Origin of the sequence: Bradyrhizobium sp. 2S1 (genome assembly GCF_011516625.5) — a bacterium.
GTDB classification, from domain to species: Bacteria; Pseudomonadota; Alphaproteobacteria; order Rhizobiales; family Xanthobacteraceae; genus Bradyrhizobium; species Bradyrhizobium septentrionale.
The window spans coordinates 10478951-10502662 of record NZ_CP147717.1; the positions used below are offsets into that span (position 1 = coordinate 10478951).

18 protein-coding genes, 1 tRNA gene and 2 pseudogenes are annotated in these 23712 nt (G+C 63.9%); 11 read left to right on the top strand and 10 right to left on the bottom strand.

The features are described 5' to 3' along the window. Window positions 1-7 precede the first annotated feature (7 nt). Together glp and mobB are read right to left on the bottom strand one after the other, a co-directional pair. A complete protein-coding gene (glp, locus tag HAP54_RS49805; RefSeq protein ID WP_166298360.1) occupies window positions 8-1261 on the bottom strand; it encodes a gephyrin-like molybdotransferase Glp in 1254 nt (417 codons plus the stop codon). A 229-nt stretch (window positions 1262-1490) separates the two neighbouring features. Continuing rightward, window positions 1491-2018 (bottom strand): molybdopterin-guanine dinucleotide biosynthesis protein B, encoded by a 528-nt coding sequence (gene mobB, locus HAP54_RS49810; RefSeq protein ID WP_166298361.1) that lies wholly within the window; start codon window positions 2016-2018, stop codon window positions 1491-1493. Window positions 2019-2111: 93 nt separating this feature from the next. Here mobB and HAP54_RS49815 point away from each other — a divergent pair, with 93 nt between their 5' ends. Together HAP54_RS49815 and mobA are read left to right on the top strand one after the other, a co-directional pair. After that, entirely contained in the window at window positions 2112-3002 is an 891-nt protein-coding gene (locus tag HAP54_RS49815; RefSeq protein ID WP_166298362.1) for a formate dehydrogenase accessory sulfurtransferase FdhD, read from the top strand. 4 nt (window positions 3003-3006) lie between these two features. Then, window positions 3007-3648: a molybdenum cofactor guanylyltransferase MobA gene (mobA, locus tag HAP54_RS49820; RefSeq protein WP_166307255.1), complete on the top strand. Its 642-nt coding sequence runs from the start codon at window positions 3007-3009 to the stop codon at window positions 3646-3648. Window positions 3649-3657: 9 nt separating this feature from the next. Here mobA and HAP54_RS49825 read toward each other — a convergent pair whose 3' ends face one another. Then, a complete protein-coding gene (locus HAP54_RS49825; RefSeq protein WP_224741450.1) occupies window positions 3658-3966 on the bottom strand; it encodes a hypothetical protein in 309 nt (102 codons plus the stop codon). 128 nt (window positions 3967-4094) lie between these two features. Here HAP54_RS49825 and HAP54_RS49830 point away from each other — a divergent pair, with 128 nt between their 5' ends. Both HAP54_RS49830 and HAP54_RS49835 read left to right on the top strand, forming a co-directional pair. After that, window positions 4095-4295 (top strand): hypothetical protein, encoded by a 201-nt coding sequence (locus HAP54_RS49830; RefSeq protein WP_166298364.1) that lies wholly within the window; start codon window positions 4095-4097, stop codon window positions 4293-4295. A gap of 424 nt (window positions 4296-4719) precedes the next feature. After that, window positions 4720-5028 (top strand): hypothetical protein, encoded by a 309-nt coding sequence (locus HAP54_RS49835; RefSeq protein WP_029079108.1) that lies wholly within the window; start codon window positions 4720-4722, stop codon window positions 5026-5028. A 764-nt stretch (window positions 5029-5792) separates the two neighbouring features. Here HAP54_RS49835 and HAP54_RS49840 read toward each other — a convergent pair. Both HAP54_RS49840 and HAP54_RS49845 read right to left on the bottom strand, forming a co-directional pair. Continuing rightward, window positions 5793-7742: pseudogene (locus tag HAP54_RS49840) on the bottom strand (molybdopterin biosynthesis protein). A gap of 9 nt (window positions 7743-7751) precedes the next feature. Next, window positions 7752-8861 (bottom strand): molybdopterin-binding protein, encoded by a 1110-nt coding sequence (locus tag HAP54_RS49845; protein WP_166298365.1) that lies wholly within the window; start codon window positions 8859-8861, stop codon window positions 7752-7754. Window positions 8862-9045: 184 nt separating this feature from the next. Here HAP54_RS49845 and HAP54_RS49850 point away from each other — a divergent pair, with 184 nt between their 5' ends. Further along, window positions 9046-10257, top strand: a complete 1212-nt coding sequence (locus tag HAP54_RS49850) for an ABC transporter substrate-binding protein (RefSeq protein ID WP_166298366.1) — start codon at window positions 9046-9048, stop codon at window positions 10255-10257. Between the two features lie 76 nt (window positions 10258-10333). On the opposite strand, the gene HAP54_RS49855 is transcribed toward HAP54_RS49850, so the two are convergent. Continuing rightward, on the bottom strand, window positions 10334-11326 hold the full coding sequence (locus HAP54_RS49855; protein ID WP_224741449.1) for a TAXI family TRAP transporter solute-binding subunit: 993 nt from the start codon (window positions 11324-11326) through the stop codon (window positions 10334-10336). Window positions 11327-11446: 120 nt separating this feature from the next. Here HAP54_RS49855 and HAP54_RS49860 point away from each other — a divergent pair, with 120 nt between their 5' ends. From HAP54_RS49860 to HAP54_RS49885, 6 genes are all read left to right on the top strand, one after another. Continuing rightward, window positions 11447-12415, top strand: a complete 969-nt coding sequence (locus HAP54_RS49860; RefSeq protein WP_166298367.1) for a Bug family tripartite tricarboxylate transporter substrate binding protein — start codon at window positions 11447-11449, stop codon at window positions 12413-12415. A 106-nt stretch (window positions 12416-12521) separates the two neighbouring features. Next, window positions 12522-12597 (top strand) — tRNA-Ile (locus HAP54_RS49865). Window positions 12598-13311: 714 nt separating this feature from the next. Beyond that, window positions 13312-14673: a hypothetical protein gene (locus tag HAP54_RS49870; RefSeq protein WP_224741448.1), complete on the top strand. Its 1362-nt coding sequence runs from the start codon at window positions 13312-13314 to the stop codon at window positions 14671-14673. Between the two features lie 260 nt (window positions 14674-14933). Further along, on the top strand, window positions 14934-15392 hold the full coding sequence (locus HAP54_RS49875; protein ID WP_166298369.1) for a hypothetical protein: 459 nt from the start codon (window positions 14934-14936) through the stop codon (window positions 15390-15392). A 140-nt stretch (window positions 15393-15532) separates the two neighbouring features. Beyond that, window positions 15533-17269 (top strand): type I secretion system permease/ATPase, encoded by a 1737-nt coding sequence (locus HAP54_RS49880; RefSeq protein ID WP_166307261.1) that lies wholly within the window; start codon window positions 15533-15535, stop codon window positions 17267-17269. 71 nt (window positions 17270-17340) lie between these two features. Then, window positions 17341-18615, top strand: coding sequence for an HlyD family type I secretion periplasmic adaptor subunit (locus tag HAP54_RS49885; RefSeq protein WP_414646242.1), 1275 nt, complete (start codon window positions 17341-17343; stop codon window positions 18613-18615). A 28-nt stretch (window positions 18616-18643) separates the two neighbouring features. Here the strand turns inward: HAP54_RS49885 and HAP54_RS49890 are convergent, their stop codons facing one another. From HAP54_RS49890 to HAP54_RS49905, 4 genes and pseudogenes are all read right to left on the bottom strand, one after another. Next, window positions 18644-19708, bottom strand: coding sequence for an IS630 family transposase (locus HAP54_RS49890; protein WP_166204319.1), 1065 nt, complete (start codon window positions 19706-19708; stop codon window positions 18644-18646). Window positions 19709-19750: 42 nt separating this feature from the next. Next, window positions 19751-20650, bottom strand: coding sequence for a response regulator transcription factor (locus HAP54_RS49895; RefSeq protein ID WP_339156817.1), 900 nt, complete (start codon window positions 20648-20650; stop codon window positions 19751-19753). A gap of 1014 nt (window positions 20651-21664) precedes the next feature. Next, the gene (locus tag HAP54_RS49900) at window positions 21665-23101 is read right to left on the bottom strand and encodes an MmgE/PrpD family protein (RefSeq protein ID WP_166298371.1); all 1437 of its coding nucleotides are present in this window, start codon (window positions 23099-23101) and stop codon (window positions 21665-21667) included. Between the two features lie 16 nt (window positions 23102-23117). After that, window positions 23118-23666 (bottom strand): annotated as a pseudogene (locus HAP54_RS49905) (MmgE/PrpD family protein); the annotation flags it as partial. Between the last annotated feature and the right edge of the window lie 46 nt (window positions 23667-23712).

The following is a 23712-nucleotide window of genomic DNA, read 5'->3' on the forward strand; positions in this document are numbered from 1 at the left end:
AGCGCGCTCACATCAGGCTTGCATAGGACAGGAAGCCGACCGTCTGGCCGGGCTCGACGCGCGTCAGCTGCTCGCCCAATTCGACCAGTCCGTCGGTGTCGACCAGCGACGACAGCAGGCCGGCGCCTTCGCGCGGAAACTTGACCGCCTCGCGCGCGCCGTCCGCCGCCTGACGAAGGCTGACGCGGACATATTCGCGCCGCGCGATCTTCTTCTTGTAGGCAAAGGCCGCGCGCACCGGCAACGGCACCAGCGGCTCCTGCCGCGCGCCCATCAGCGCCAGCACGGTCGGCCGCACCACATGAACGAAGGTCACGAAGCTCGCCACCGGATTTCCCGGCAATCCGATCAGCGGTGTGCCGTCGATGATGCCCATCGCCACCGGCCGCCCCGGCTTGATCGCCATCCGCCACAGCACGAGCTTGCCGACCGCCTCGACTCCGGCCTTGACGTGATCCTCCTCGCCGGTCGAGACCCCGCCGGTGGTCAGGATCAGGTCGTGCGCACCGGCAACGTCGCGCAGCGCGGAGGCAAGTGCTGTGCGCTCGTCGCGCAGGATCCCGAGATCGCTGACCTCGCAGCCGAGCCGGCGCAGCATCGCCATCAGCATGAAGCGGTTGGAGTCGAACAGCTGCGGCGGCGCGCGGTGATCGCCGGGTGAGACCAGTTCGTTGCCGGTGGAAAACACCGCAACCCGCAGCCGCCGGACCACGGTGAGATCGGTCAGCCCCAGCGCCGCCGCGAGCGCGACATGCTGCGGCCGCAGCCGTTGCCCTTCCTGCAGCGCAACATGCCCGAGCGGAATGTCCTCGCCGGCCGGACGGACATTGGCGCCCGGCTTCAGCCCCGCCGGCAGCACGACATTACCTTCCTCGAGCCGGACATCCTCCTGCATGAACACGGTGTCGGCGCCCTCGGGCATCGGTGCGCCGGTAAAGATGCGCATCGCCTCGCCGCGCTTCACGGAGGCCTGCGCCGATGCGCCGGCCTGCACCCGGCCGGACAACGGAAACGCCTGCGCCTCTGTGGTCGGCAGGTCGGCGCTCGCCACCGCATAACCGTCCACCGCGGAGTTGGTGAACGGCGGCAGCGGCAGCGGCGCTGCGATGTCGCCGGCGAGCACGCGGCCATCGGCTGCCGCAAGCCGTACGGTCTCGACATCGGACACCCTGCTGACGCGCGCGGCGATCAGGCTCACCGCCTCGTCCACCGACATCATCGGCCCGCCAAAGGCAAAGCAATCGTCGGACAGTTGCGCCATTCCGCCTCGTCTAAAGTGAAATGAGATGAGCTCGCGTTACAACCGCAGCGGGATTGTGCTCCCTCTCCCGCCTGCGGGGGAGGGCTGGGGTGGGGGTGCCACCACGAGTCACATTGTGGAAAGAGCCCCCACCCGCATCGCATCTCGCGATGCGATGCGACCTCCCCCGCAAGCGGGAGAGGTGATGCGAATTCGTGGACAGGGCGATCCGACCAAAGGTCATCATACTTCAGCTCCCGGCCGAAGCCACAGCCAGCACGTCGTCGACCGCGATCGCGGATCGCAGCATCAAGGCGGCGACCTCCTCGATATCGTCGAGATGGGCGATCGGCAGCGACGTTTCAACCGCAACATCGCTGGCGATGCCGACCACGCTCGCATCGTCGGGAAACAGCAGCGGCTTGCCGTTGGCCGCGCGATGCACCTCGATCTTGTTGATCGGCTCGCGCTTGAACCCCTCGACCACGACCAGATCGACCGGCGCCAGCTTGGCGAGCAGCTCCGGCAGGCGCGGCTCGGATGCCCCGCGCAGCTCGTGCATCAGCGCCCAGCGCCGCGTCGAGGACACCAGTACCTCGGTCGCGCCGGACTGCCGGTGCACCCAGGAATCCTTGCCCGGCACGTCGACATCGAATTCGTGATGGGCGTGCTTGATCACGGAGACGCGAAGGCCGCGGCCAAGCAGATACGGGATCACCCGCGACAGCAAGGTGGTCTTGCCGGCGCCGCTCCATCCCGCGAGGCCAATCACTTTCATTGCAGTCTCCCTACCGGCCGGAACCGGGGACTAGGCATCAGCTCTTGACGCTTTATATCGGCTGTGAGCCGTTGTCATGCTAGCCTGACCAACATGATGAAAATCGAGAAAGCGCCTGTTCCCCTGATCGTCCCCAATCCGGAGGATCCGCGCCTGACCGAGCGCGTCACAGGCACCGACCAGACCGGCGCGGCGGTCGAGATCAGGGTGCCGGTGGAGCGGCCGCTGACGCTGTATCTCAATGCGCAGGAGATCGTCACCATGATGACGATCGGCGACTATCCGGAATATCTGGCGCTCGGCTATCTCCTGAACCAGAACATGCTGAAATACGACGACGTCGTCACCGAGGTCGAGTATCACGACGACCTCGACGTCGTGGTCGTCCGCACCGAGCACAACACCAATTTCGAGGCGAAGCTGAAGAAGCGTACCCAGACCTCGGGCTGCGCGCAGGGCACCGCGTTCGGCGACCTGCTCGAGGCGGTCGAGAGCGTCGCGCTGCCCAAGGCCGAGTTGCGCACCTCCTGGCTCTACCAGATGACGCACACCATCAACACCATGCCCTCGCTCTATCTGGAGGCGGGCGCCATACACGGCTGCGTGCTGTGCAAGGAAGGCACGCCGGTCTGCTACACTGAGGACGTCGGCCGTCACAACGCGGTCGACAAGATCGCGGGCTGGATCTATCGCCATCGCGTCGATCCCGCCGACAAGATCCTCTACACCACGGGACGGCTGACCTCGGAGATGGTGATCAAGACGGTGCGGATGGGAATCCCGATCCTGGTGTCGCGCTCGGGCTTCACCGCATGGGGCGTCGAGCTGGCGCGGCAGGTCGGGCTGACGCTGGTCGGACGCACCCGCGGCAAGCGCTTCATTGCGCTATCGGGACAAGAGCGCATCGTGTTCGACCAGAACCTCGACTATGTCGAGGATGAATCCGCGCGCCACAAACGCAAGGGCGAAGCGCGTGACGACTGACGTTATGACGCGCCTTGACCCGGCGCAGATTCCCGGCGTCCTGCTGGCGGGCGGCCTGGCGCGGCGCATGGGCGGCGGCGACAAGCCGATGCGTACGATCGGCGGCCGCACCATTCTGGAGCGCGTGATCGCGCGGCTGAAGCCGCAGTGCAGCGAGCTGATCCTCAATGCCAACGGCGATCCCGCGCGATTCGCGGCGTTCGGCCTGCCCGTGATCGCCGACACCGTGAAGGATTTTCCGGGCCCGCTCGCCGGCATTCTCGCGGCGCTCGATTGGTTCGCGGCGAATCGGCCTGAAGTGGCGCTGGTGCTGAGCGCCGCCGCCGATTGCCCGTTCCTGCCGCGCGACCTGGTGGCGCGGCTGCATCGGGCGCTCACCGAGGAAAACGCGCAGCTTGCGGTCGCGGCGTCCGACGGCCAGTCGCATCCGGTGATCGGACTGTGGCGCGTCGACCTGCGCGACGAGCTCCGCCACGCACTGGTCGTGGATGACATGCGCAAGATCGACCGCTGGACCGCACGGTACAGGCTCGCCACCGTGGCCTGGCCGACCGCGCCGCTCGACCCGTTCTTCAACGCCAACACGATGGACGACATCGCGGAGGCCGAGCGGCTGGCTGCGCTGGACGCGGCCGGCGCTCAATAGAACCGGGTCTCAATAGAACTGGGTCTTCGGGAATTCCTGCAGCAGCTGCGTCCAGATCACCGCGAACGCGATTAGGCCGCCGACGCCGAGCGCCGCCGTGAACCGCGGTAGCCGGCCGATCGCCACCAACAGCCACGCCGGCAGGAAGAACAGGCCGAAGATCATGCCGAGCGGAATCACGGCAAGCCACTGGAAACCGGTGCCGTCGCTCGGCGCCACATGGGCGATGGCATAGAAGGTATAGAGCCAGAACAGCGTGCCGGCCGCGGCAAGGACGGCGGCGATCCGGCGGAAATTGAGGGGCTGGGATGGCGTCATGGAATTGCTCATTCCCCTTGGTCGCAACCCTTGCCTGGCGAGTTCACTGACTGCCGGCCCGCCCCGGCTTGAACTGGTACGCGACCGGCCGCGACAAACCGGCATCGCAAGACCAAGCGGCCGGTGAGATGATCCACTTCCTCTGGGGTATCGTGGTTTTCATCGCACGGGCGATCAATTTCGCCCTCGACATTGCGATCGGCTATGACCAGGTGAAGCGCCTCGCCGGCCAGACGACCGGCGCCGACAGGATCGTCGCCGTGCCGGACGCCCCCCAAGCCAAGGTCCCCAAGGCCAAGGTCGCAAACGACGCACGGCGGCCGGATTGACCCGCGCCGGCTCGCTATCCCGCAGGATCAGTCGGTCCGCTGACTGACAGGCTGCCCAGGCTTGGCAACCCTTGCCGATCGGCTCTCTCTCGGGGGCTGGCTACGCACCCGCAACCTCTTCCGCAGGCGCTGCGCGTCGACCGCCAGCACTTCTTCCAGTGTTGTGTTCCTAAATCGAAGCCTTCTTAACATCGCACCGCTCCCTGAGCGGGTGGGAGCCCCATCGGTCGCTCAGCCACCGACGCCTACGACAGGCCGATGTCGGTGATGGAGGATAACCAGCGACGGGACGCTTTGATCCAAAGCAACCATTGCACCTTCGTCTCACGTCACGCGCCATCCCACTACCCAGCGGATATACCTCCAAGTTTCCAATGCACGGGGTGACCGGAAAACGATAACGTACATCGCAGGAGTAGAACCTATGCCTCGCGCGCCTTCGATCGTGCCGCATCAAATCGACCACGACACCTATCTGGTGCTGAACGATTTTGGCCGGCTTGGCCGTGCCTGGTGCGAGACCGACGAAGGCACTGACCGGAAAACGCTGATCCGCCGACTGCTGGAGGACCAGTACAGCCATCCGGTCCGCATCGTGGCCTTCAACACCAACGAAGGATGGTCCCGCGACGTGACGACCGATATTGCCGACGAGCTTCGGCGCCGTTTCGTCGAATACGATGAAGTCCCGCGCTCGGTGCTGGAGTTCGTCGAGATGGCCATGCGGCACTGAGCCGGATCGGCAACCGCAACGCCGATACCCGTTGACGTCGCGACGGCCCGGCGCGCGTGCGCCAAAACAGCATTTTTCCTAGAAATTTCAAAGTGATATACCCTGTCCAGCCCGCAGCGCGAAAATAATTCTGTTTTCACGAACAATGAATCGGGTGTAGAGTGCGCCCGTCTCACCCGATCGAGGGGCGCTTCGTGATCGTCACCGGTGTTGTGGTGAGATGCGGTGGACGCTGAATGGGCAACTGACGAGTGCCCATGATGCGGACGGTGAAGTCGTGTGGTCCTGACGCCCTAGCGGCAGGTGTCTCGTCGCAACACGCGAAGGCGTGATGCGAGGGCGGTGACAAGCAAGCCCAGTCTCGCCGGGGAGAGCACGAAGTAAGCCGTAACCCATCGCGCAGGGAAAGCCGGATTGTTCGGTTTCACCTGTGGTCCTACCCCCGAGCTTTCTACCTTTGCTCGGGGCCGATGGGTGCGATCGGCACCCGGCTTTCCCTGCGCCCTCTGATCGAGAGAGGGTGAAACGAAGAGCAAAGCTCGGACGATTCATGTCGCGAGAATGCGAAGCTGCGTCCCCTCCCACACTGTCATCGCCCGGCTCGACCGGGCGATCCAGTACGCCGCGGCCTCTCGGTTCAAGCACCCCTGCCTCTGGAATACTGGATCACCCGCATGCGCGGGTGATGACACCGAACTAGCTGTTTGACTGTTGAATCAGAACGCACGCAGGGACGACCGTGGTGGAGCTGTCGCGGATCGCGGCTACGCCGGCCTGAACCCCGCCTCGATCAACGCAGCGCGACCCTCATCCGACGCCAGCGCGTCGAGAAACGCCTGCACGGCGGGCCGTTGCTTGCGCGCCGTGACCAGCGCGAAGTCGTAATGCTCTTCGGCCAGCGGAATGAAACCGAGCCCGGAGGCTGCCGCGACCGGCGCGATGGTCATGCCCCAGTCGGCGCGATGCTGCGCCACTGCGGCCGCAACCGCATTGTGCGAGCGCGGCTGATTCCAGTAGCCGTCGGGCCGGCTGCCTGCCAGCAGGCGATCGATCAGGATGCGGGTGCCGGCGCCCTGGTTGCGGTTGACCATGATGCAGGCGGGATCGGCGAGCGCAGCGCGCACCGCCTGCTGCGCGCTCAGGCCGACGAAACGCTGATCGTCCCTGCGGAACACGATGCCCTGCATGCGCCGCCAGCCCGGCACCAGCTCGAGGCCGTCGGCAAGATACGGCGTGTTGTAGGTCTCGGTCTTGTCGTCGAACAGATGGATCGGCGCGAGATCGCATTCGCCGCGCTTGGCCGCCGCGAGCCCGCCGAGGCTACCGACCGCGATCGAACGCACCACAAGGCCGGCATGCGCCAGCGGCGCGGTGACGAGATCGAGCCCGGTGCAATGGCTGCCGACGATGACGAGATCAGGCACCCGGACATGCGGCGTGAACAGCGTCACCTCGGCGTCGCTGCCGGCCGGCAACTGGTCGGCAAGCGCCTCGATCTTCAGGAAGCCATCGGCCTGCGCAAAGGAGGTGATTGCGCCCGAGCCCTTGCCGCTCGGATAGGCGATCAGGCCGTCGGCGCCTTCGACCAGCGACACCATCACGAACTCGGTCCGCCCGAGCTCGGAGGCGATGCGCACCGGCACCTTCGCCGCCACCTTGGCGTCCGGGCGCGGTGGCAGCCCGGCCATCCGCCGCAGCACCGGCACGATCATGTCGTGGAAGGTGAACATCGCCGAGGTCGGAAAGCCCGGCAGGATGACCACCGGCTCGCCGTCGCAAACCGCAAGGCACAGCGGCTAGCCCGGCTTCAGCGCCACGCCATGCGCGATGATGCCGGGCTTGCCGAGGCGGGCGATGATCCGGTGCGAGACGTCACCTGCGCCCTTGGAGGTGCCGCCCGACAGCACCAGCATGTCGCTCTCCGCCAGCGCCGTGCGCATCGCGGCTTCGAGCAGGGCCTCGTCATCGGCGATCGCGCCGAGAAAATGCGCGTCACCGCCATTCTCGGCAATCGCGGCGGTGACGATCGCGCCATTGGTGTCGTAGATCGCGGCCGGCCGCAGCATCTCGCCCGGCTGGACCAGTTCGTCGCCGGTCGAGAGGATCGCAACACGCGGACGGCGCACCACCACCACCTCGGCGATGCCGCAGGCCGCGAGCATGCCGATCTCGCGCGACCCGATGATGGTTCCCGCGCGCAACAGCGCCTCGCCGCGTGCGATGTCGGAGCCGGCATAGGACACGAACTGCCCGGGCGATGCCGCGCGCCGGACCTCGATGGCGCCATTGCCGGCGGGTTCGGTGTGCTCGACCATCACGATCGCGTCGGCGCCGCGCGGCACCGGACCGCCGGTCGCAATCGCGGTCGCGGTGCCCGACAGCACCGGCCGGGTCGGCGCGGTCCCGCAGGAAATGGTCTCGTCGTTCAGCGCAAGTTGCACCGGCGCGGCTTCGCCTGCGCGGACCAGATCGGCCGAGCGCACGGCAAAGCCGTCGACATTGGAGCGATCGAACGGCGGCACGTCGATCGGCGCCACCACGTCCTCCGCCAGCGCACGGCCGAGAGCATCGGCGAGCCGCCGCGCCTCGGACGGCAATTGGCGCGGGAAAAGCGCCGTCTCGAAGCGCGCGAGCGCCTCCTCGCGCGACAGGATGGTCAGGAACTGGTCCTGCTCGACGGATGGGTTGGGTTTTGGCGTGGATATATCGGTCATCTCGGGAACTCACTCCCGCAACATATAGGCATCGACGACCGTGCCCGCAGCAAAGCCCTCCGCCGATCCAGCCACGATCAGCACGGCTTCGGCGCGCGCGATGGCATCGAGCGAGAGCTCCCCGATCGCAAGCACAGCCCAGCAACCCTGCTGGCGCGTCAACAGCACGACCTCGGCGATGCCGACGCCGGAGGCGATCTTGCGCGCCAGGGGCAGCGCCAGCGTCTCGCGCGAGCGCCGGCCCGACAGGCGATCGAGCACGGCGAGCGCAATGGCCCACCAGGCCGCGAACGCCTGATCCGGCGCGCCCGGCAAGGCGATGACCGGCGTCGTATCGATCCGTCCCACCGCCGTGGTGCGCCCGGGTTGCAGGGCAATGCCGTGCGCGATCAATTCGCCACGCCTTGCCAGCGCATTCACCGCAGCATCCGTGCGACCAACGCCGGTGCCACCGATCGTGATGATCAGATCACAGGCAGCTGTATCGAGCGCGTTGGCAATCGCCGCCACATCCGGCGGCGCCTCGGTGCAGACGACCTCGGCACCCGCCAGGCGCGCGGTGTCGGCGATCAGTTGCGCAGTCAGCTGACCATTGGCGACGTTGACGATGCGAAGCCTTGGTCGTCGCACGCGCAACAGCTGCAGTCCGGCCGCCCGCGCGAGCAGGAGATCGCGCGGCAGCAGCGGCTCTCCCGCCGCGATCACGGCGTGCCCTCCCGCAATGTCGCTGCCGGCGCGCCGGACGCCCTGCCCCGGAACGGCTTCGGCAAGCACCTGCGGAAGCGGACCAGAGGTGTCGACGGCGTCGGCATCGACCACGCAATCAGTGCCCTCAGGCATCGTCGCACCGGCCTCGACCCAGACCGGAGGCTCGGCGAGTGGCAACGGCGCATAGGACGACGCCCCGACCAGGTCATTGGCACGCATCGCCCAGCCGTCGCTGACGGCGACGTCCTGCGGCGGATAGGCGCACAAGGCCGAGATCTCGGCGGCGATACAATGCAAGGCATCGGCAGGCGGCAACATGATCGGCTCGACCGGCGCGACATCGCGCAGCACGGCGGCGAGCGCCGCATCGAGCGGGGCGAGCGAAGCCGGCAAGCGCTGGGTGGTGGCCATGGCCCGCTATGGACTGAATCGGCGACGAAAGAAACTGTCTCGGACCGGTCCGGACCTCCGTCATTAGACCGAAGGCGCGTTGACGAAGCCCCCGAAATAGTTGCAAAAGAAACCAATATGACCGGGTCGCGGAGATTCGGCACAACCAATAATGGCCAATGCGCCAATTCAGGAGGGAGACAGAATGATCGCCACCAGACTAGCCATGTTCGGGACGCTCGCAGCCGCGCTGCTGGCCTCCTCGACCGTATCGGCGCAGGTGTCCGACGACGTCGTCAAGATCGGCGTGCTGACCGACATGAATGGTCCGGCCTCGACACCGACCGGACAGGGCTCGGTCACCGCCGCGCAGATGGCGGTCGACGATTTCGGCGGCAAAGTGCTGGGCAAGCCCATCACGGTGATCGTCGGCGATCACCAGCTCAAGCCCGACATCGGCGCGACCATCGCGCGGCGCTGGTATGACGTCGATCAGGTCGACCTCATCGTCGACGTGCCGGTGTCGGCGGTCGGGCTCGCGGTGCAGAACATCGCCAATGAAAAGAAGAAGCTGTTCATCACGCACTCGACCGGCGCGACCGATTTCCATGGCAAATTCTGCTCGCCCTATACGATGCAGTGGGTGTTCGACACCAGGGCGCTCGCGGTCGGTACCGCGCAGGAGGTGGTGAAGCGCGGCGGCGACAGCTGGTTCTTCATCACCGACGACTACGCGTTCGGCCACTCGCTGGAAAAGGACGCCTCCGCCATCGTGACCAAGAACGGCGGCAAGGTGCTCGGCGCGGTGCGGCCGCCGTTTGCCACGCCCGATCTGTCGTCCTTCATCCTGCAGGCGCAGGCCTCGAAGGCCAAGATCATCGGCATTGCCGGCGGTCCGCCGAACAACACCAACGAGATCAAGACCGCCGCCGAGTTCGGCGTCTTCGCCGGCGGACAGCAGATGGCCGCGCTGCTGGCTTTGATCACCGACATCCACTCGATCGGCCTGAACGCCGCGCAGGGCCTGCTGCTGACCACCTCATTCTACTGGGACATGGACGACAAGACCCGCGAGTGGTCGAAGCGCTATTTCGCCAAGATGAACCGGATGCCGACGATGTGGCAGGCCGGCGTCTATTCCTCGGTGACCGCCTATCTGAATGCGGTCAAGGAGAGCGGCACCGACGATCCGCTCAAGGTCGCGGCCAAGATGCGCGAGAAGCCGGTCGAGGATTTCTTCGCCCGCAACGGCAAGCTCCGCGAGGACAATCTGATGGTGCACGACCTCTGGCTGGTCCAGGTCAAGACCCCGGCCGAGTCGAAATATCCATGGGACTATTACAAGATCCTGGCGAAGATCTCGGGCGACGACGCGTTCGGCCCGCCGGATCCGGCCTGCCCGCTGATCAAGAAATAGCGAATGGCGAATGGCGGGTGGTGCGCGACGAACGGGAACATCTATTCGCTATTCGCTACTTCCCTACTCGCCCTCATCATTTCGCCACCCCGATCTCACGGAAATATCTGAGCACGCCGGGGTGGATCAGATTGATGTCGGGCGCGGCGGCGACGGTGTTCGCCGCCGTGGTCTCGCAGGCCTGTGCGAGCTTCGTGCAGAACGTCGCCTCAACGCCGTGCAGCGTCTTCGCGAGCCGATAGGCGACATCGTCGGGCAAGGTCTCGCGCACCAGAATGTAGCTCCAGGAGCCGACCGAGGCGATTGCTTCCGTCTGCTTCGGATAGCTGCCCGCGGGGATCGTCAGCGGCTTGAGGAAGGTGTGCTTGGCGCGGATGCGGGCGATCTCGTCGGTATCAGGCGCAATGAAGCGCGCACCGCTCGCGCTCTCGGCCATCTTGCTGAAGCCGGGCCAGCCGATACCGGCGCCCCACAGCGCCGCGGCGCGGCCGTCCTCGACCATCGCAGGGCCGTCGCCGGCGCGATCGAGATAGATCGACTTGAAGTCCTCGTCCTGCTTCAGCCCGATGCCGTCGAGGATGTAGCGCGACAGGATCGGCAGGCCGGAGCCCTTGGCGCCGAACGCGACGGGCTGACCGACCAGATCGTGGATCGTCTTGTAGGGGCTGTCGGCGCGGACCACGAACATGCCCGGGCTCGAATACATCGCCGTGAGGATCTTCAATTTGGTGGCTTTCGGCCGGCCGATGCCCATCAAGGCCTCATAGGACGGCTCGCCGGCGACGGTTGCGATATCGACGCTATCGGCCTCGAGCAGCGGGATGTTCTCGTTGGAGCCCTTGGTGTTGCGCGGCTCGATCGACAATGTCGGATCGGCCGCATTCATCACCTCGGCAAAGGCATTGCCATAGAGCGGAAAGCCGCCGCCCGGCGTCGCTGTGGCGAAACTGATCGTGGTCTTCGTTGCGTTGGAAGAAGTTGCGTTGGAAATGGTCTTGCTCCCTTCTTGCGCCGCCGCGCCGCCCGCGAGCAGCAGCACGCCGGCGCAAATCATAACAGCGAATTTCATCTCGGGCCTCAAGCATTGCACGTGAGCAAGACTATCGTCGCACGGGCCGGGTCGTAGGCAAAGGCAGCGTTTTGTGAAACCATGCCGGCAACAGTCACAAGAAAATGACGGGAAGAAATGATGATCCGATTTGCGCGTGCCGCGTTGCTTGGTTTGATGTGTTGCATTGCCTCCATTGCCCCCTCCTCCGCATCCGACTATCCGAACCGTCCGGTACGCTGGCTGATCGGCTTTGCCGCCGGCGGCCCGGTCGACATCGTCGCCCGCATCATGAGCCAGTGGCTGTCGGATCATCTCGGCCAGCAATTCGTGGTCGAGAATCGCGCCGGCTCCGGCGGCAACATCGCAGCCGCTGCCGCGATCAACTCGCCGGCGGACGGCTATACGCTGCTGTTCGTCGCGCCGAACAATGCGATCTCGACCTCACTCTACAAGAAGCTGCCCTACGACTTCCTGCGTGACACCACCCCTGTCGCCAGCATCATGCAGCTTACCAACATGCTGGTGGTCTCGAACGCGATGCCGGTGAAGACGGTTCAGGAGTTCATCGACTACTGCAAGGCCAATCCGGGCAAGATCGCCTACGCCTCGTCCGGCAACGGCACCTCGGTGCACATGTCGGCCGAGTTGTTCAAGGCGATGACCAAATGCGACATGCAGCACGTGCCGTATCGGGGATCAGCGATCGCCTTCCCCGACATCATCTCCGACAAGGTGCAGCTGATCTTCGACAATCTGCCGTCGGCGCTGGAGCAGTCGCGCGGCGGCAGCGTCCGCGCGCTCGGCGTGACCTCGCCGCAGCGCTGGCCAAGCGTGCCCGACGTGCCGGCGATCGCCGAGACCGTGCCGGGCTTCGAGTCGGTCGGCTTCTACGGCATCTCCGCGCCGAAGGGCACGCCGCCGGAAATCGTCGACATCCTCAACAAGGCGGTCGGCGAAGCCTTGAAGGACCCCAAGCTGGTGGCGCGCCTCGCCGAGGTCGGCGGCATCCCGAAGCCGATGACCCCGGCCGAATTCGGCAAACTGGTGGCCGACGAGACCGAGAAATGGCGCAAGGTCGTGGAGTTCGCCGGCGTCTCGGTCGACTGACGCGGACGGTCAGGGAGCGCGAGGTGCGGCATTGCCGAAACCCCGCGCACCCTGTAAACGTAGCCCGCACCGTTGCCGGCCGCGCCTTGCGGCCCGCAAGGCGGCGGGGCCTGTAGCTCAATGGTTAGAGCCGGCCGCTCATAACGGTCTGGTTGCAGGTTCGAGTCCTGCCGGGCCCACCAATGAGATCAAAGGGTTGTAGCCAGTCCCGCACAAGCCAAAAAAGCGTCGCCGCAGTTTTCGCCACAGACACCTGCTCTGTCCGTTCCGGTGTCGAGCTTGGACGAGCCTGGTTGGACGGTTCTTGTTTTTCCAATCTCGCGAGCTCTCACGACGTTGAGCAACGCAATAATCATCTCTCTGATCGATAATAGGCACGGGCCTACGAACGATTAACGACTCAACTCTATTCCACCCGACATGATGATCCGTGAGCTAGGTAAGCTGTTGCTTCAGGGTGGGGTGCGCGTGGCAGTCGCGAGCCTGGCGACGCTGTGTATCGCCGGTGTCCTCTACCTCGTTGCAACCCACGTACAATCTGAAAAGCGAACGTTCGTCGAAGTGTCAACAAAGCCGAGCTGCCTGCCCAGCCACTGCCGAGCGAAAGCGCCGGGCGGTCGATGATCGTCCGACATCTGCTCTGAAAATTCGTGTAAGCGAGGCCTTCCCTGGCCAATCGGCCCGAGCGGCACCAGGATTCGCACTTTCCAGTCTCGGCCCGCACAAAGTCAGAAGGCTATAACCGCACCCAAACGGATGTAGCCGATGTTACGGCTCCCACACGAACCGCTATATCCAAACTGCCGGCTGGGCTTTCAACCTTCCCTGGATGACATTCTGTCCGGAGTGCAGAACCCGTCCGATTGCGCGGAGCGATTGCGATGAGGAAGGCTATGATGGATTTTTTACGGATGTCGGATGGAATCCGGCTGCATCACGCCTCTCTTCACCACGATGGGTACGATGGTGACGATGAACCGGGCCCTGCGCCGAGCGCCCCGTTCGCGACTGACGCGGTCGGCGGAGCTGCTGCCCTGGTTCATGGCACCGGCCCACTTGCAGGCCTTGGAGCGCACCCGGCGAGCGCGCATACCCAGCATCATGACTCCCATCCGGTTCAATCCGAGCATCCCACCACGTCCGCTTCCGGCGCATCCCATCCCGGGACGGACATTGCCAAGGTCGAGAGCGGAGCGAACACGGCCGGGAACGGCGGAGATGGCTATTTTTACGGGGGGATCATTCACGCGTCGGTGCTGATCTATGAACCGATCAACATCTCGGTAAGCTTGGGATACGGCTCGGTCGCCCTCGCCAGCCAGTCCAACAATCTGAATGTCGATCAATCCGCCTTTCAGATGGCCGGCGTCGGCGGCCATGGCGGCAATGACAACATTGGATCGGGAGGGAGCGTCAGTGCTTCCTCGGGCTTCGACGTGATCGCGACCGGCCACAACAGCGCCGGAAACGGCGGCAGCGGCTATTTCTCGGGTGCGTTGGTGGACGCTCCTGTGGTGATCTATCATCCGATCAATATTGCGGTGGCGGGCCCGGGCGGAACTGCGCAAGCAAGTCAATCGAACACGGTCGACATCGATCAATCGGCCATACAGATCGCGGGCGTCGGCGGAAGTGGCGGAAATGGCAACGTGGCCGCCGGCGGCAGCATCATCACGCTCGACCCCGGTTGGGGATCAAACGGAGGGGGCGTCTCGGACCTTCAAACGGGCGGAAGCCAGGCCGGCAATGGCGGCGACGGCGTGTTCTACGGCGGACTCGTCCATACCTCCTTCGTGCTGTACGCCCCGATCAACATCGCAGTCGCGGGCTATGGCTCCAACGTTCATTCGGTCCAGACGAATGACGCCGACGTGGATCAATCCATAGTTCAGATCGCCGGCATTGGCGGACACGGCGGCAATGGCAACGCCGCGACGGGCGGCCATGCAAACCTTCTCTCTCACGGCTTGTGGGGCGGCTCCGACACGATTGCGACCGGTTCGAACGGCGCCGGCAATGGCGGCAACGGCTATTTTGCCGGAAGCCTGGTCGATGTCAGCGTCGCCATCTATGCACCCATCAACATCGCAATCGCAGGTCCCCATTCGACGGCCCTGGCCGATCAGGTCAACAACGTGCACATCGACCAGAGTGCGGTGCAGATCGCCGGACTTGGCGGAGACGGCGGCTACGGCTATCTCGCGCTGGGTGGCGATCTTACCGCCCACCTTCTGTCAGACCTTCACCTGATGGGATAGCGCAATATCAAACCGCGCGCGCCGGCCCGGTCGGAAGGCGGCCCTGTGCATACGAGCTCACCCAAAGGCGCCGTCGCCGGACGTTTCGAGCTCGGATGTTGCGGGAAGAATGACATACTTTCGTACGTAGATCGACCGAGCCGGATGGTGTCCGATTTGACATCTATCGTCATCGCGCATGGGCGGATCAGACTTGCCGCGCGCGTCCGCCTGATCGGGATGGATGATGCGAGACAGCCAACAGAAGCACGGAGGCTCACATGTTGCCCAAGGCGATTCACATCTCGGATTCGATCGAATTCAAATCGATCAACACCGGTGGTCAAAGTGTCGGAAATGGCGGCGATGGTACCTTCAAGGGAGCTATCATCAGCAAGCCGACGGTCAACTTCGATCCGACCAACAAGGCAGAAGGCGCCGATGTGCATGTGAGCACCGGCGATCACGTGACTCAGAAGGCGGATTGGGACGCCGGCGGCGCAAACGCGACAGCCTCGTTGTTTGCGAAAGCCAACGGCGGAGCCGCCGAGTCGAACGGAAGCCAGAAATCCTACAGCGGCCATGATACTTCCAAGGTATACGCCAATACGGATGCCACTCAGATCAACAAGCTCGCGGTGGACCAGCATCAGGAGGTCCTGGCCGGCATCGGCGGCAATGGCGGAGACGGCAACGCCGCGTTGGGTGGAGAAGTGAGCTTCCATCTCGATACGCTCTGACCACCGGTTCGTCCGACTGGCAGGACCGGTGGCCTCGCCGCCGGTCCTGGAGTTCAAGCGAATGCCCCGCCGATGCCGTTGGCAGATTACGCCGACCATCGAGCAAGTGCGTCGGACCTCGATTTCAGGCGGTGACGATCATGCTGATGCCGCCCATTCAGATGCCGATCCTGCCGCAGATCCGGACGCCACTGCATGCGGCCCTCTGGTCCTGCGCGGGACCGCTCGGTCTCGTATTCGCGTATAGTTGCAGCTACAACCTGCTTCTGTTTGCTCCCTCCATCTACCTTCTTCAGATCTACGACAGAGTCTTGTCGAGCCGGAGCGGCGACACACTGCTCCTGCTCACGCTCATTGTCGCGATCACGGTGGTGGTCGGAGGGGTGTTCGATGCATTGCGCCGTGCACTGCTGGCGCGCCTTGGCGCCTGGCTCGACGATCGGCTCCGCCCTTGCGTACTTTCGGCCGGCCTCGAATCGGCGTTTCGCGGCGATTGGACGCAAGCATCCGGCACATATCGGGATCTCACCGTGCTGCGCCAATTCATTGAGTCTGGCGCATGTCCGATGCTGTTCGACGCGCTCTGGACGCCCTTGTTCCTTCTTGTCCTCTTTCTCATCCATCCCTTACTGGGCGTAGTCGGTGCCTGCTGCGTAACCTTCCTGTTCGCTATCACCCTTGTCGGAGATCTGGTCACGGAAGACGTTCTGCTCAGATCCGGCGCCGCACTGTCCAGAAGCTACGGCCGCCTCCAGGCTGCCGCTGGCAACATCCACATGATCCGCGCCATGGGAATGCTCGATAGCGCTGCGCGCATGATCCATCATGACGCGCAGGAGGCGCGCAGGGAGCACGATGCGGCAATCCGGCGGGGCGAGATCGTCATGCTGGCCACCAAGCCGGTCCGCGCGCTGTCACAGGTCTTGATCATGGGGGCCGCCGCGTGGCTTGTGCTCGATCACGGGAAGAGTCCGGCAATCATCTTCGCTTCCATGCTGATGTTCAGCCGGGCGCTCGCGCCGGTCGAAAGTGCGATCGCAGGCTGGAAGTCACTCGCGACGGCCGTGAGCGCCTGTCAGCGGCTCGGCGCGCTTCTCGCCGCATTCCCCGCCGCCGGGCAGCGAGATACGGAGATTTCGCCGCGACAAGCCCGGAGCGGTCTCGTCGTCGAGAATGTCGGCGTGAGGCTTGCGGGGACCAACCATCTTCTGCTGAACAGCGTCTCGTTCACGCTCGCGCCCGGAGAATGCCTCGGCATTGTCGGTCCGTCCGGGTCAGGCAAGTCGCTGCTTGGCCAGGTGATTGCCGGGCTGTCGATGCCAACGCATGGCCGTGTTCTTCTCGACAATACCGACGTCTCGCTGCTTCGCGAAGGCCGAAACGGCCACCATCTCGGCTATCTTCCTCAGGACATCGACCTGATCGGCGATACGATCAACGACATCATCGCACGCCTCGATGATGCCGATCGGCGGAAGGTCGCCGACGCGGCCAAGCTCGCCGGAATCCATGAGGCGATCATGCGCCTGCCACAGGGTTACGACACGGTAGTCCACAGTGAGAAAGTCTTCTCGCGCGGATATCGGCAGCGGCTGGGTCTGGCCCGCGCCTTTTTCGGCAGTCCACGCCTCGTCGTTCTCGATGAGCCGAACGCCAGCCTCGACTACGGGGGCGAGCGAATGCTGCTGGATGCCATCCAGCGCATGAAGCTCGCAGGTGCGATCCTTGTCGTCGTTACGCACCGCATGGGTCCGCTGGCAGCCACGGACAAGATCGCCATCATGGAAGACGGTGCGGTCGTCGCGTTCGGCGACAGCGAGGAAATTTTCGAACGGCATCTGAGCCGTCCCCAGCTGACATCGCAGATTGCGCCATGATCTCGAGCTTTTCTCACTATCTGGGGAAACTTCCAGCGGTCTCGAGACTTCCCGTGATCTGGGACCAGGTCATGCGAACGCCTGCAAGGCCCCCGTTCGTCGGACGACTTGGAGCCGTGGTTACCGCAATCGATGATTTCGAGCCTCTTGAATATCCCTGGTGCTCGACACCCACGCCGATCTCCCCGCGCCGGAGGCTTCGCGGTATCATGCTCGCGGGCAATCTGCTGGTGGCCTTCTTCATGCTGGGGCTTGGCACATGGGCGAGCCTCGCGCCTCTCGAGAGCGCCGCGATCGCGTCCGGCGTCGTGGAATCAGAATCGAGCCGCAAGACAATTCAGCATCTGGAAGGCGGTATCGTGAGGAGGATCCTGGTTTCGGACGGCGATATCGTGCGAAGCGGACAGATGCTGATCGCGCTGGAACTGGAGAGCAGGCAGAATGGAGTGGCCGCCGCAGCGCTGTCGGCGCAGCAGTTCATTTTTCAGGCACGTCGGCAGGTTCATGAGTCGCAGCTTGCGGTCATTCGCGAACGAATGCTTCAAGTTGAAAGGGAGATCGAAGGTCTCAGGGCTCAGGAGAACGCCACCAGGCAGCGAATCGATATCGTCCGCGAGGAACTGGACATGGTCACGACCCTCGTCAACAAAGGACTCGAACGGCGGCCGCGACTTCTGAACCTGCAACGCGAACTGGCCGACGTTGAGGGTCGCCGCGGCGAGATCACCGCACAGATTTCCCGCGCCGGGCAGGTCATCAGCGAGCAGCAGGCGACATTGTTCAAGCTAGAGAGCGACAGGCAGAACGAGATCGCGCAGTCGATTCGTGAAGCGCAGAACCAGATATTCCAGCTCCGCGAGCGGTTGCTTGCGGCCAGGGATCAGCTATCGCGAACAGAGGTCAAGGCGCCTGAGGATGGCGTGATAACCGACCTGCGGGTCCATACAGCCGGCGGCGTCATCGGGGCGGGTGCGCCGCTCATGGACCTGGTACCCCGGCAAGACCGCCTCATCGTGACCGCCCGCCTGAGACCCGAGGACATCGATGTGGTTCACCCCGGCCTCAATGCCGAGGTGCATCTCGTACCGTACAATCAGCGTCGCGTGCCGCGACTGAAGGGGACTGTCGTGCATGTGTCCGCTGACCGGCTTCTCGACAAGCGTACCGACCAGCCATACTACGCAACCAGGATCCGGATCGACGACGCGCAGATCGCAGAAAACGACATCCGGATCGTCCCCGGTATGCCGGTTGAAGTGTTCATCACGACAGGGCGCGGCACCGTCGCACTTTACGCACTCAGGCCCCTGCTCGATAGCTTCCGCGGTGCATTCAGGGAGGATTGATCCTGGTCAAGGTGACTAGTACCCAGAATCATAGCTGAGTGATACGGCGGCCTTTGAAACGGCGTTGACGGACCTTTTTCTTGGTCCAGACGAAGGGCTCGGCTCTGTCGTTGTATGCGTTGACGTAGGCATCGATGTGCTCCTGAAGCTGCGTGAGGCTTGTGAAGGAGGTGCCGCTGAGCGACTGCCCCTGCAAGATCGAAAACCATACCTCGACCTGATTGAGCCAAGACGCACTTGTCGGCGTGAAATGAAATTGCACGTTGGGGTGGGCCTTGAGCCAATGCTCGTTCTTCTTGTGGGTGTTGAGGTTGTCGAGGATGACGTGAAGCTTCCGGTTCGGAAAAGCCGCGGTGACGCTGTTCATGAAGTCGAGAAACTCGACGCGGCGTCGGCGTTTTGAATGCGCCGCGATGATCTTTCCGGTGGCGACTTCGAGCGCCGCAAACAATGTTGTGGTGCCATGCCGCTTGTAATCGTGGCTCTGGCCGGTCAAGGCGCGGCCATTGGGCAACTTCAGATAACCCTGCGCTCGCTCCAAAGCCTGGATCGAGGGCTTCTCGTCCACGCACAGCACAATGGCCTTCGCGGGCGGGGCGACATAGAGGCCGACAACATCGGCGGCTTTGGCCGTAAAGTTCGGGTCGTTGCTCTCACACCAGGACTTACGAGCCGCGAGGTCAATCTTGTGGCTGCGCAGGAACCGCCAGACATATTGGACGTCAACATCGCCCAGCGCCCCGGCCAGCAGGGGCCCGGTCCAGCGTGCGAACCCGTCCGGCGGCGGCTTGTCCAGCAGCTTCAGAATCCGCTTGTCGGTGGCCTTCGTATAGATTGGCTGCTTGCCCGGTCGCGGCTTGTCTTGCAGCCCTTCAAGGCCTTGGTCGGCATAGCGATGCCGCCAAAGGCTGACAATCCGCGGCTGGACCCCAACTTCCTTGGCGATCGACCGAGTGCTGCGTCCATCCGCCGCCAACAGAACTATCCGCGCCCGCTTCAAATCGCGCTGCAACGTCACCGGGGAGCGGCAACACGCCTCAAGCACCTTGCGATCTTTCCTCGAAAGGTGGACTTCTCTTGCTTCGGGTATCATCCCGACCTTGAATCACGACTCACGCTTTAAGAACAGTAGGTACTAGGTCTCCGTCGTCAGAGCTGCGCCCGGCTCGAGATCACGACTCTGCGCGGGCAACCGGCCGCGCCAACGGAGGACCGCTTCCGTGCGATTGTGGGCGGCACATTTCCTCATGATGTGCTGAATGTGCATTTTGACGGTGCTTTCCGAGAGGTTCAATTTGGCGGCGATAAGCTTGTTGGGCAGGCCGAGCTCCAGTTCCGCCAGAACGTGCTGCTCTCGAGGCGTGAGATCGGCCACGCTCCTGTCGATAGCCAGCCTGGCTGCCTCGTTGATCAGATATGCGGACGCGAGCGCACGCGCGTCCGGCGGCTCGAAATCCGGCATTTTGTTCATCCCGGCGACGGGCAACGGCCTGTAGACGCCGCCGACGAGAACAAGGCGCAGGCCAGCTATGGCGATCTCGATTGGTAGCGAGGTGGAAAGAAAGCCGCGCACGCCCCGCTGCATCGCGGCCTGCACGGTCGGCTCGTCGTCATGATTTGACAGGACCACAACGGCGGCGTTGGGACAGCACTCCGCAACGAAGGCAAAATCGTCCTCAACCGAGGGATCGCCGATGGGCTTGTCCGCGATACTGAGCACCACCAGACGAACATCACGGGCTGACGTGCAGTCCAGGCTTTGGACTGTCGCCATGTCAAGGATCTCGAGTTCGTCGAGTTCCCGCCTGAGGACGTTCAGAATGCATGTGCGAGGCAACAGGAGCGGCTCGACGATCACCAGAACCGGCAAGTGAAGGGATTCATTGAGCCGCTTTGAGGAGTGCGCTATGTCGTGCATGATTTCCCCGAAGTTAAAAGAATTTCCGCGATATTCCCATTTCGTCTCTCGTGATGCTGCATTCATCCTGAATGCGGTACTACGAGAGTACAGCGCCAGTGTTGGTGCCGTATCCACTACGGGATCGCTTGGCACGGGATCACTTGGCGCTTGCCTGGAAATTCTTTCCGCTCAAATCATTTGGGCGCATACCGCGCAGTGACGCAGTCGACGCATTCCCTAATTGCAGATATTTCGATACGCGATTGAAGCCGCCGACCCTGACTTGCCGTCGACGACATATGCTTCATCCTCCTTCACGAGATACAGAAACGGCCTATCTCCAGTCTCGCTGCCTGACGCGCTTCTTCCTTTTACACGCCCGCAGATCGTATCCACGGGGCGTCCAAGCGTGTTCTTTCGCATTGCGCGCTTCATATCGCTAAATTCGACCGATCCTGGATCCCCCATCCTCGTCGCGATCGTGACCTTTGCCTTGTCCAGGACGGGATCTGATGTGCCCGGGGGGCGTTCGGATGGCGAGACGCTGATCCTCGTTCGCGGAGCTGCCGCTCTGCTGAGGTCGGCCGATCCCCGCTTCTTCGGGGGTTTCTTGCCGGACCTTGCCGGGGGGGGGCAGAATTCGATTTGACGATCGCAGGATCTGGCGCCGATGCCGCTGGCATTGGCTGCACGGGTTGGACGACGGCAACCCTGTCGAAACAGGGTTGTGACGCGCACCCGAGGAAATATCCTCGGGAAGGCGCAACCAAGCCAAAGCCGATCAAGACTCCTGCCAGCACTCCAACAAAAAGCAGTCCCATCCGATTCCCCTCCTCGGGAGCTCGGCTCGCACTCGTAACTAGGACTAATTCCGCGCTGGTGGTCCTATCTGTTGCGCAAAAGCGTTAAACGCTCATTAAGCGCACGTGCGGCCGTTCGGCACGTGCCGTGACCGGCTGAACAGGGCCGCCAGATCCGCGACGATTTGCTTCAAAGGCCGATCGTGAACGCAATCATGCCAGATTTGGTGCGCTCTAGGGTTCCCGCCATTGGTTCTGCCGCGGGCGCACCAAGGACATCGATCGCTCATTCGGTCCTGCCTGGCCCGATCCGGCGTCTCCTCCCTTGTTCGCGCAGCCACCAGCCTCTCTAGGCCGTCATCAATGGCCTTAGCCTGCCGATGTCGTCGATCCGCTCGAGATTGCCGATCTGCTCGATCAGCATCTCGGTCTTCTCGCTGCCCAGCACCGGCGCGATCAGGTCCCGCGTCTTTGCCGCCACGGCTTCCGTGCTCAGCGGATTCTCCCTGGTGCCCGGCGGATACTTGGTGAAGTGATCGACCTTCCTGCCGTCGGTCAGCGTCACCTCGACAACCGCGCCGCGCGGCGCGGCGGGGTCCATCAGCGCCTTGTCGCCGGCCAACGTCACCTTGGCGCGTTGCTCGAGGATCTTCGGGTCATGCATCAGCGCGACGTCGTGGCTGTCGTTGAACGACACCGCCCCCTTCACCAGGGCGACGGCCACAAGGTGCTGGCAATTGACGTCCGGCATCGCGCTCTCGCCGACGATTCCCATCGCATCGGTCGGAAGCTTGACCAGGATACTGTGCACGTTGTCCGGTGTGAGGCCATGCTGCTTGCGCAGGGGCAGCGTGGCATCCAGCGGCGATTGAATGGGATAGCCGACCGAAAAAGTCTTGATCGCGGTCTCGGTGACGTAGAAGCGGCTGCCGAGATCCCTCACCATCTCCTCCGGCTTCGGCTCGGTCGAGAGCGCGATGAAGAGATTATGGGTGCCGTCGAGCACATCATCGACGCCGGTCAATCCGGCGCGGACCATGTCGACAGCCATCACGCCGTTGCGCGCGCCCATGCCCGCGAAGTCGAACGCCTTCTCGACATGGTCGTGATCCCTAACCCAGCTCCACAGGCCGGAGACCTGCTGCGACGAATAGGAGATCGCATAGCGCATCCCCTTCTCGTCAAGCCGCGCCAGCGACGCGGCGGCGCCGAGCGCACCGAAGGTCGACGAGGTTCCTTCGGCGCTTCGATGCGAGCCACGCACGAGATCCGGCCCCAGCGCCATCAGCAGGCGGCAGCACAGGTCGTAGCCGAGCGCGACGGCGCGTATGACGTCCTGCCCACTGCGATGTTCCCGCTCGGCAAAAGCGAAAGCTGCCGGCACGACCGAGCATCCCGGATGCGCCTTGGTGACGGGCTCGAAGTCGTCGGTCTCGTCGGCGTGGGCGCACATGGCGTTGGCCAGCGCTGCGTTGACCGCCGTGGTCCGGAAATCGGAACCGACGACGGAGGCCTGCGCATCGCCGCCGAGGCTTCGGACATATTTCAGTGCCATGATGCCGGGGTTCATGCGCGAGCCCGACACCATGGCACCGAGCGTATCGAGAATGCGGTGCTTGCATGCCAGCACCACCTGCTCGGGCAGCTCCTGATCGCGTGCGGCGACCATGTACCGCGCCAGCCGTTCGGTGACGCCCGGGCCCGCCGCGCGCACCGGGCGGCCGCCAGCGGCGGCCATCGCGGCAACCGAAGCGGCGGATTGCAGGAAACGGCGGCGTGACGGCATGCTGCTTCCTCCGCGATCAGGCCGAAACCGACATCTTGGCAATGTCCGCCGCGTTCGGCAGGCTCTCGACATTCCAGCAGGCATCCATGACGCGCCGGATCATCGCGGCGGGAATGATGCCGTCCGCGAGGTCGGAGAACTTGGTCTCGAGCTGCTTGTCGCTCATCGGCACCTCGACGCTGCCGATCGCGTGCTCGATGAAGCGGTTCAGCTTGCGTCCGTCCTTGAGCACGATGGTCAGATCGACCTGCTCCGGCTTGATGCCGGGCGTGATCGCCGGCACAACCTTGCCCCGCAGCGCGACGATGGTTGGATCGGTCACCGCGCGATCGCCGAACTGCTTCTCGCCGCCGGCACCCTCGACGATCGCGACCGCAACGGCATGGTAGATGCTGAACTTGCCTTCAAGCCCCTGCCGCGGCGTCTTCTTGCCGGTGAGCTCCAGCACCAGCGGATGGACCTTCAACTCGACGCGCTCGATCTGGTCCGCGGTCACCTTGTTCTCGTTGCGAAGCTGGATTGCCGCGTCGATCGCAGGATGCATCACAATCCCGCAGGCGAACGGAGAGCTGGCTCCGCAAATTCGGACAGTAGCTTGAGTGGATTTTCTG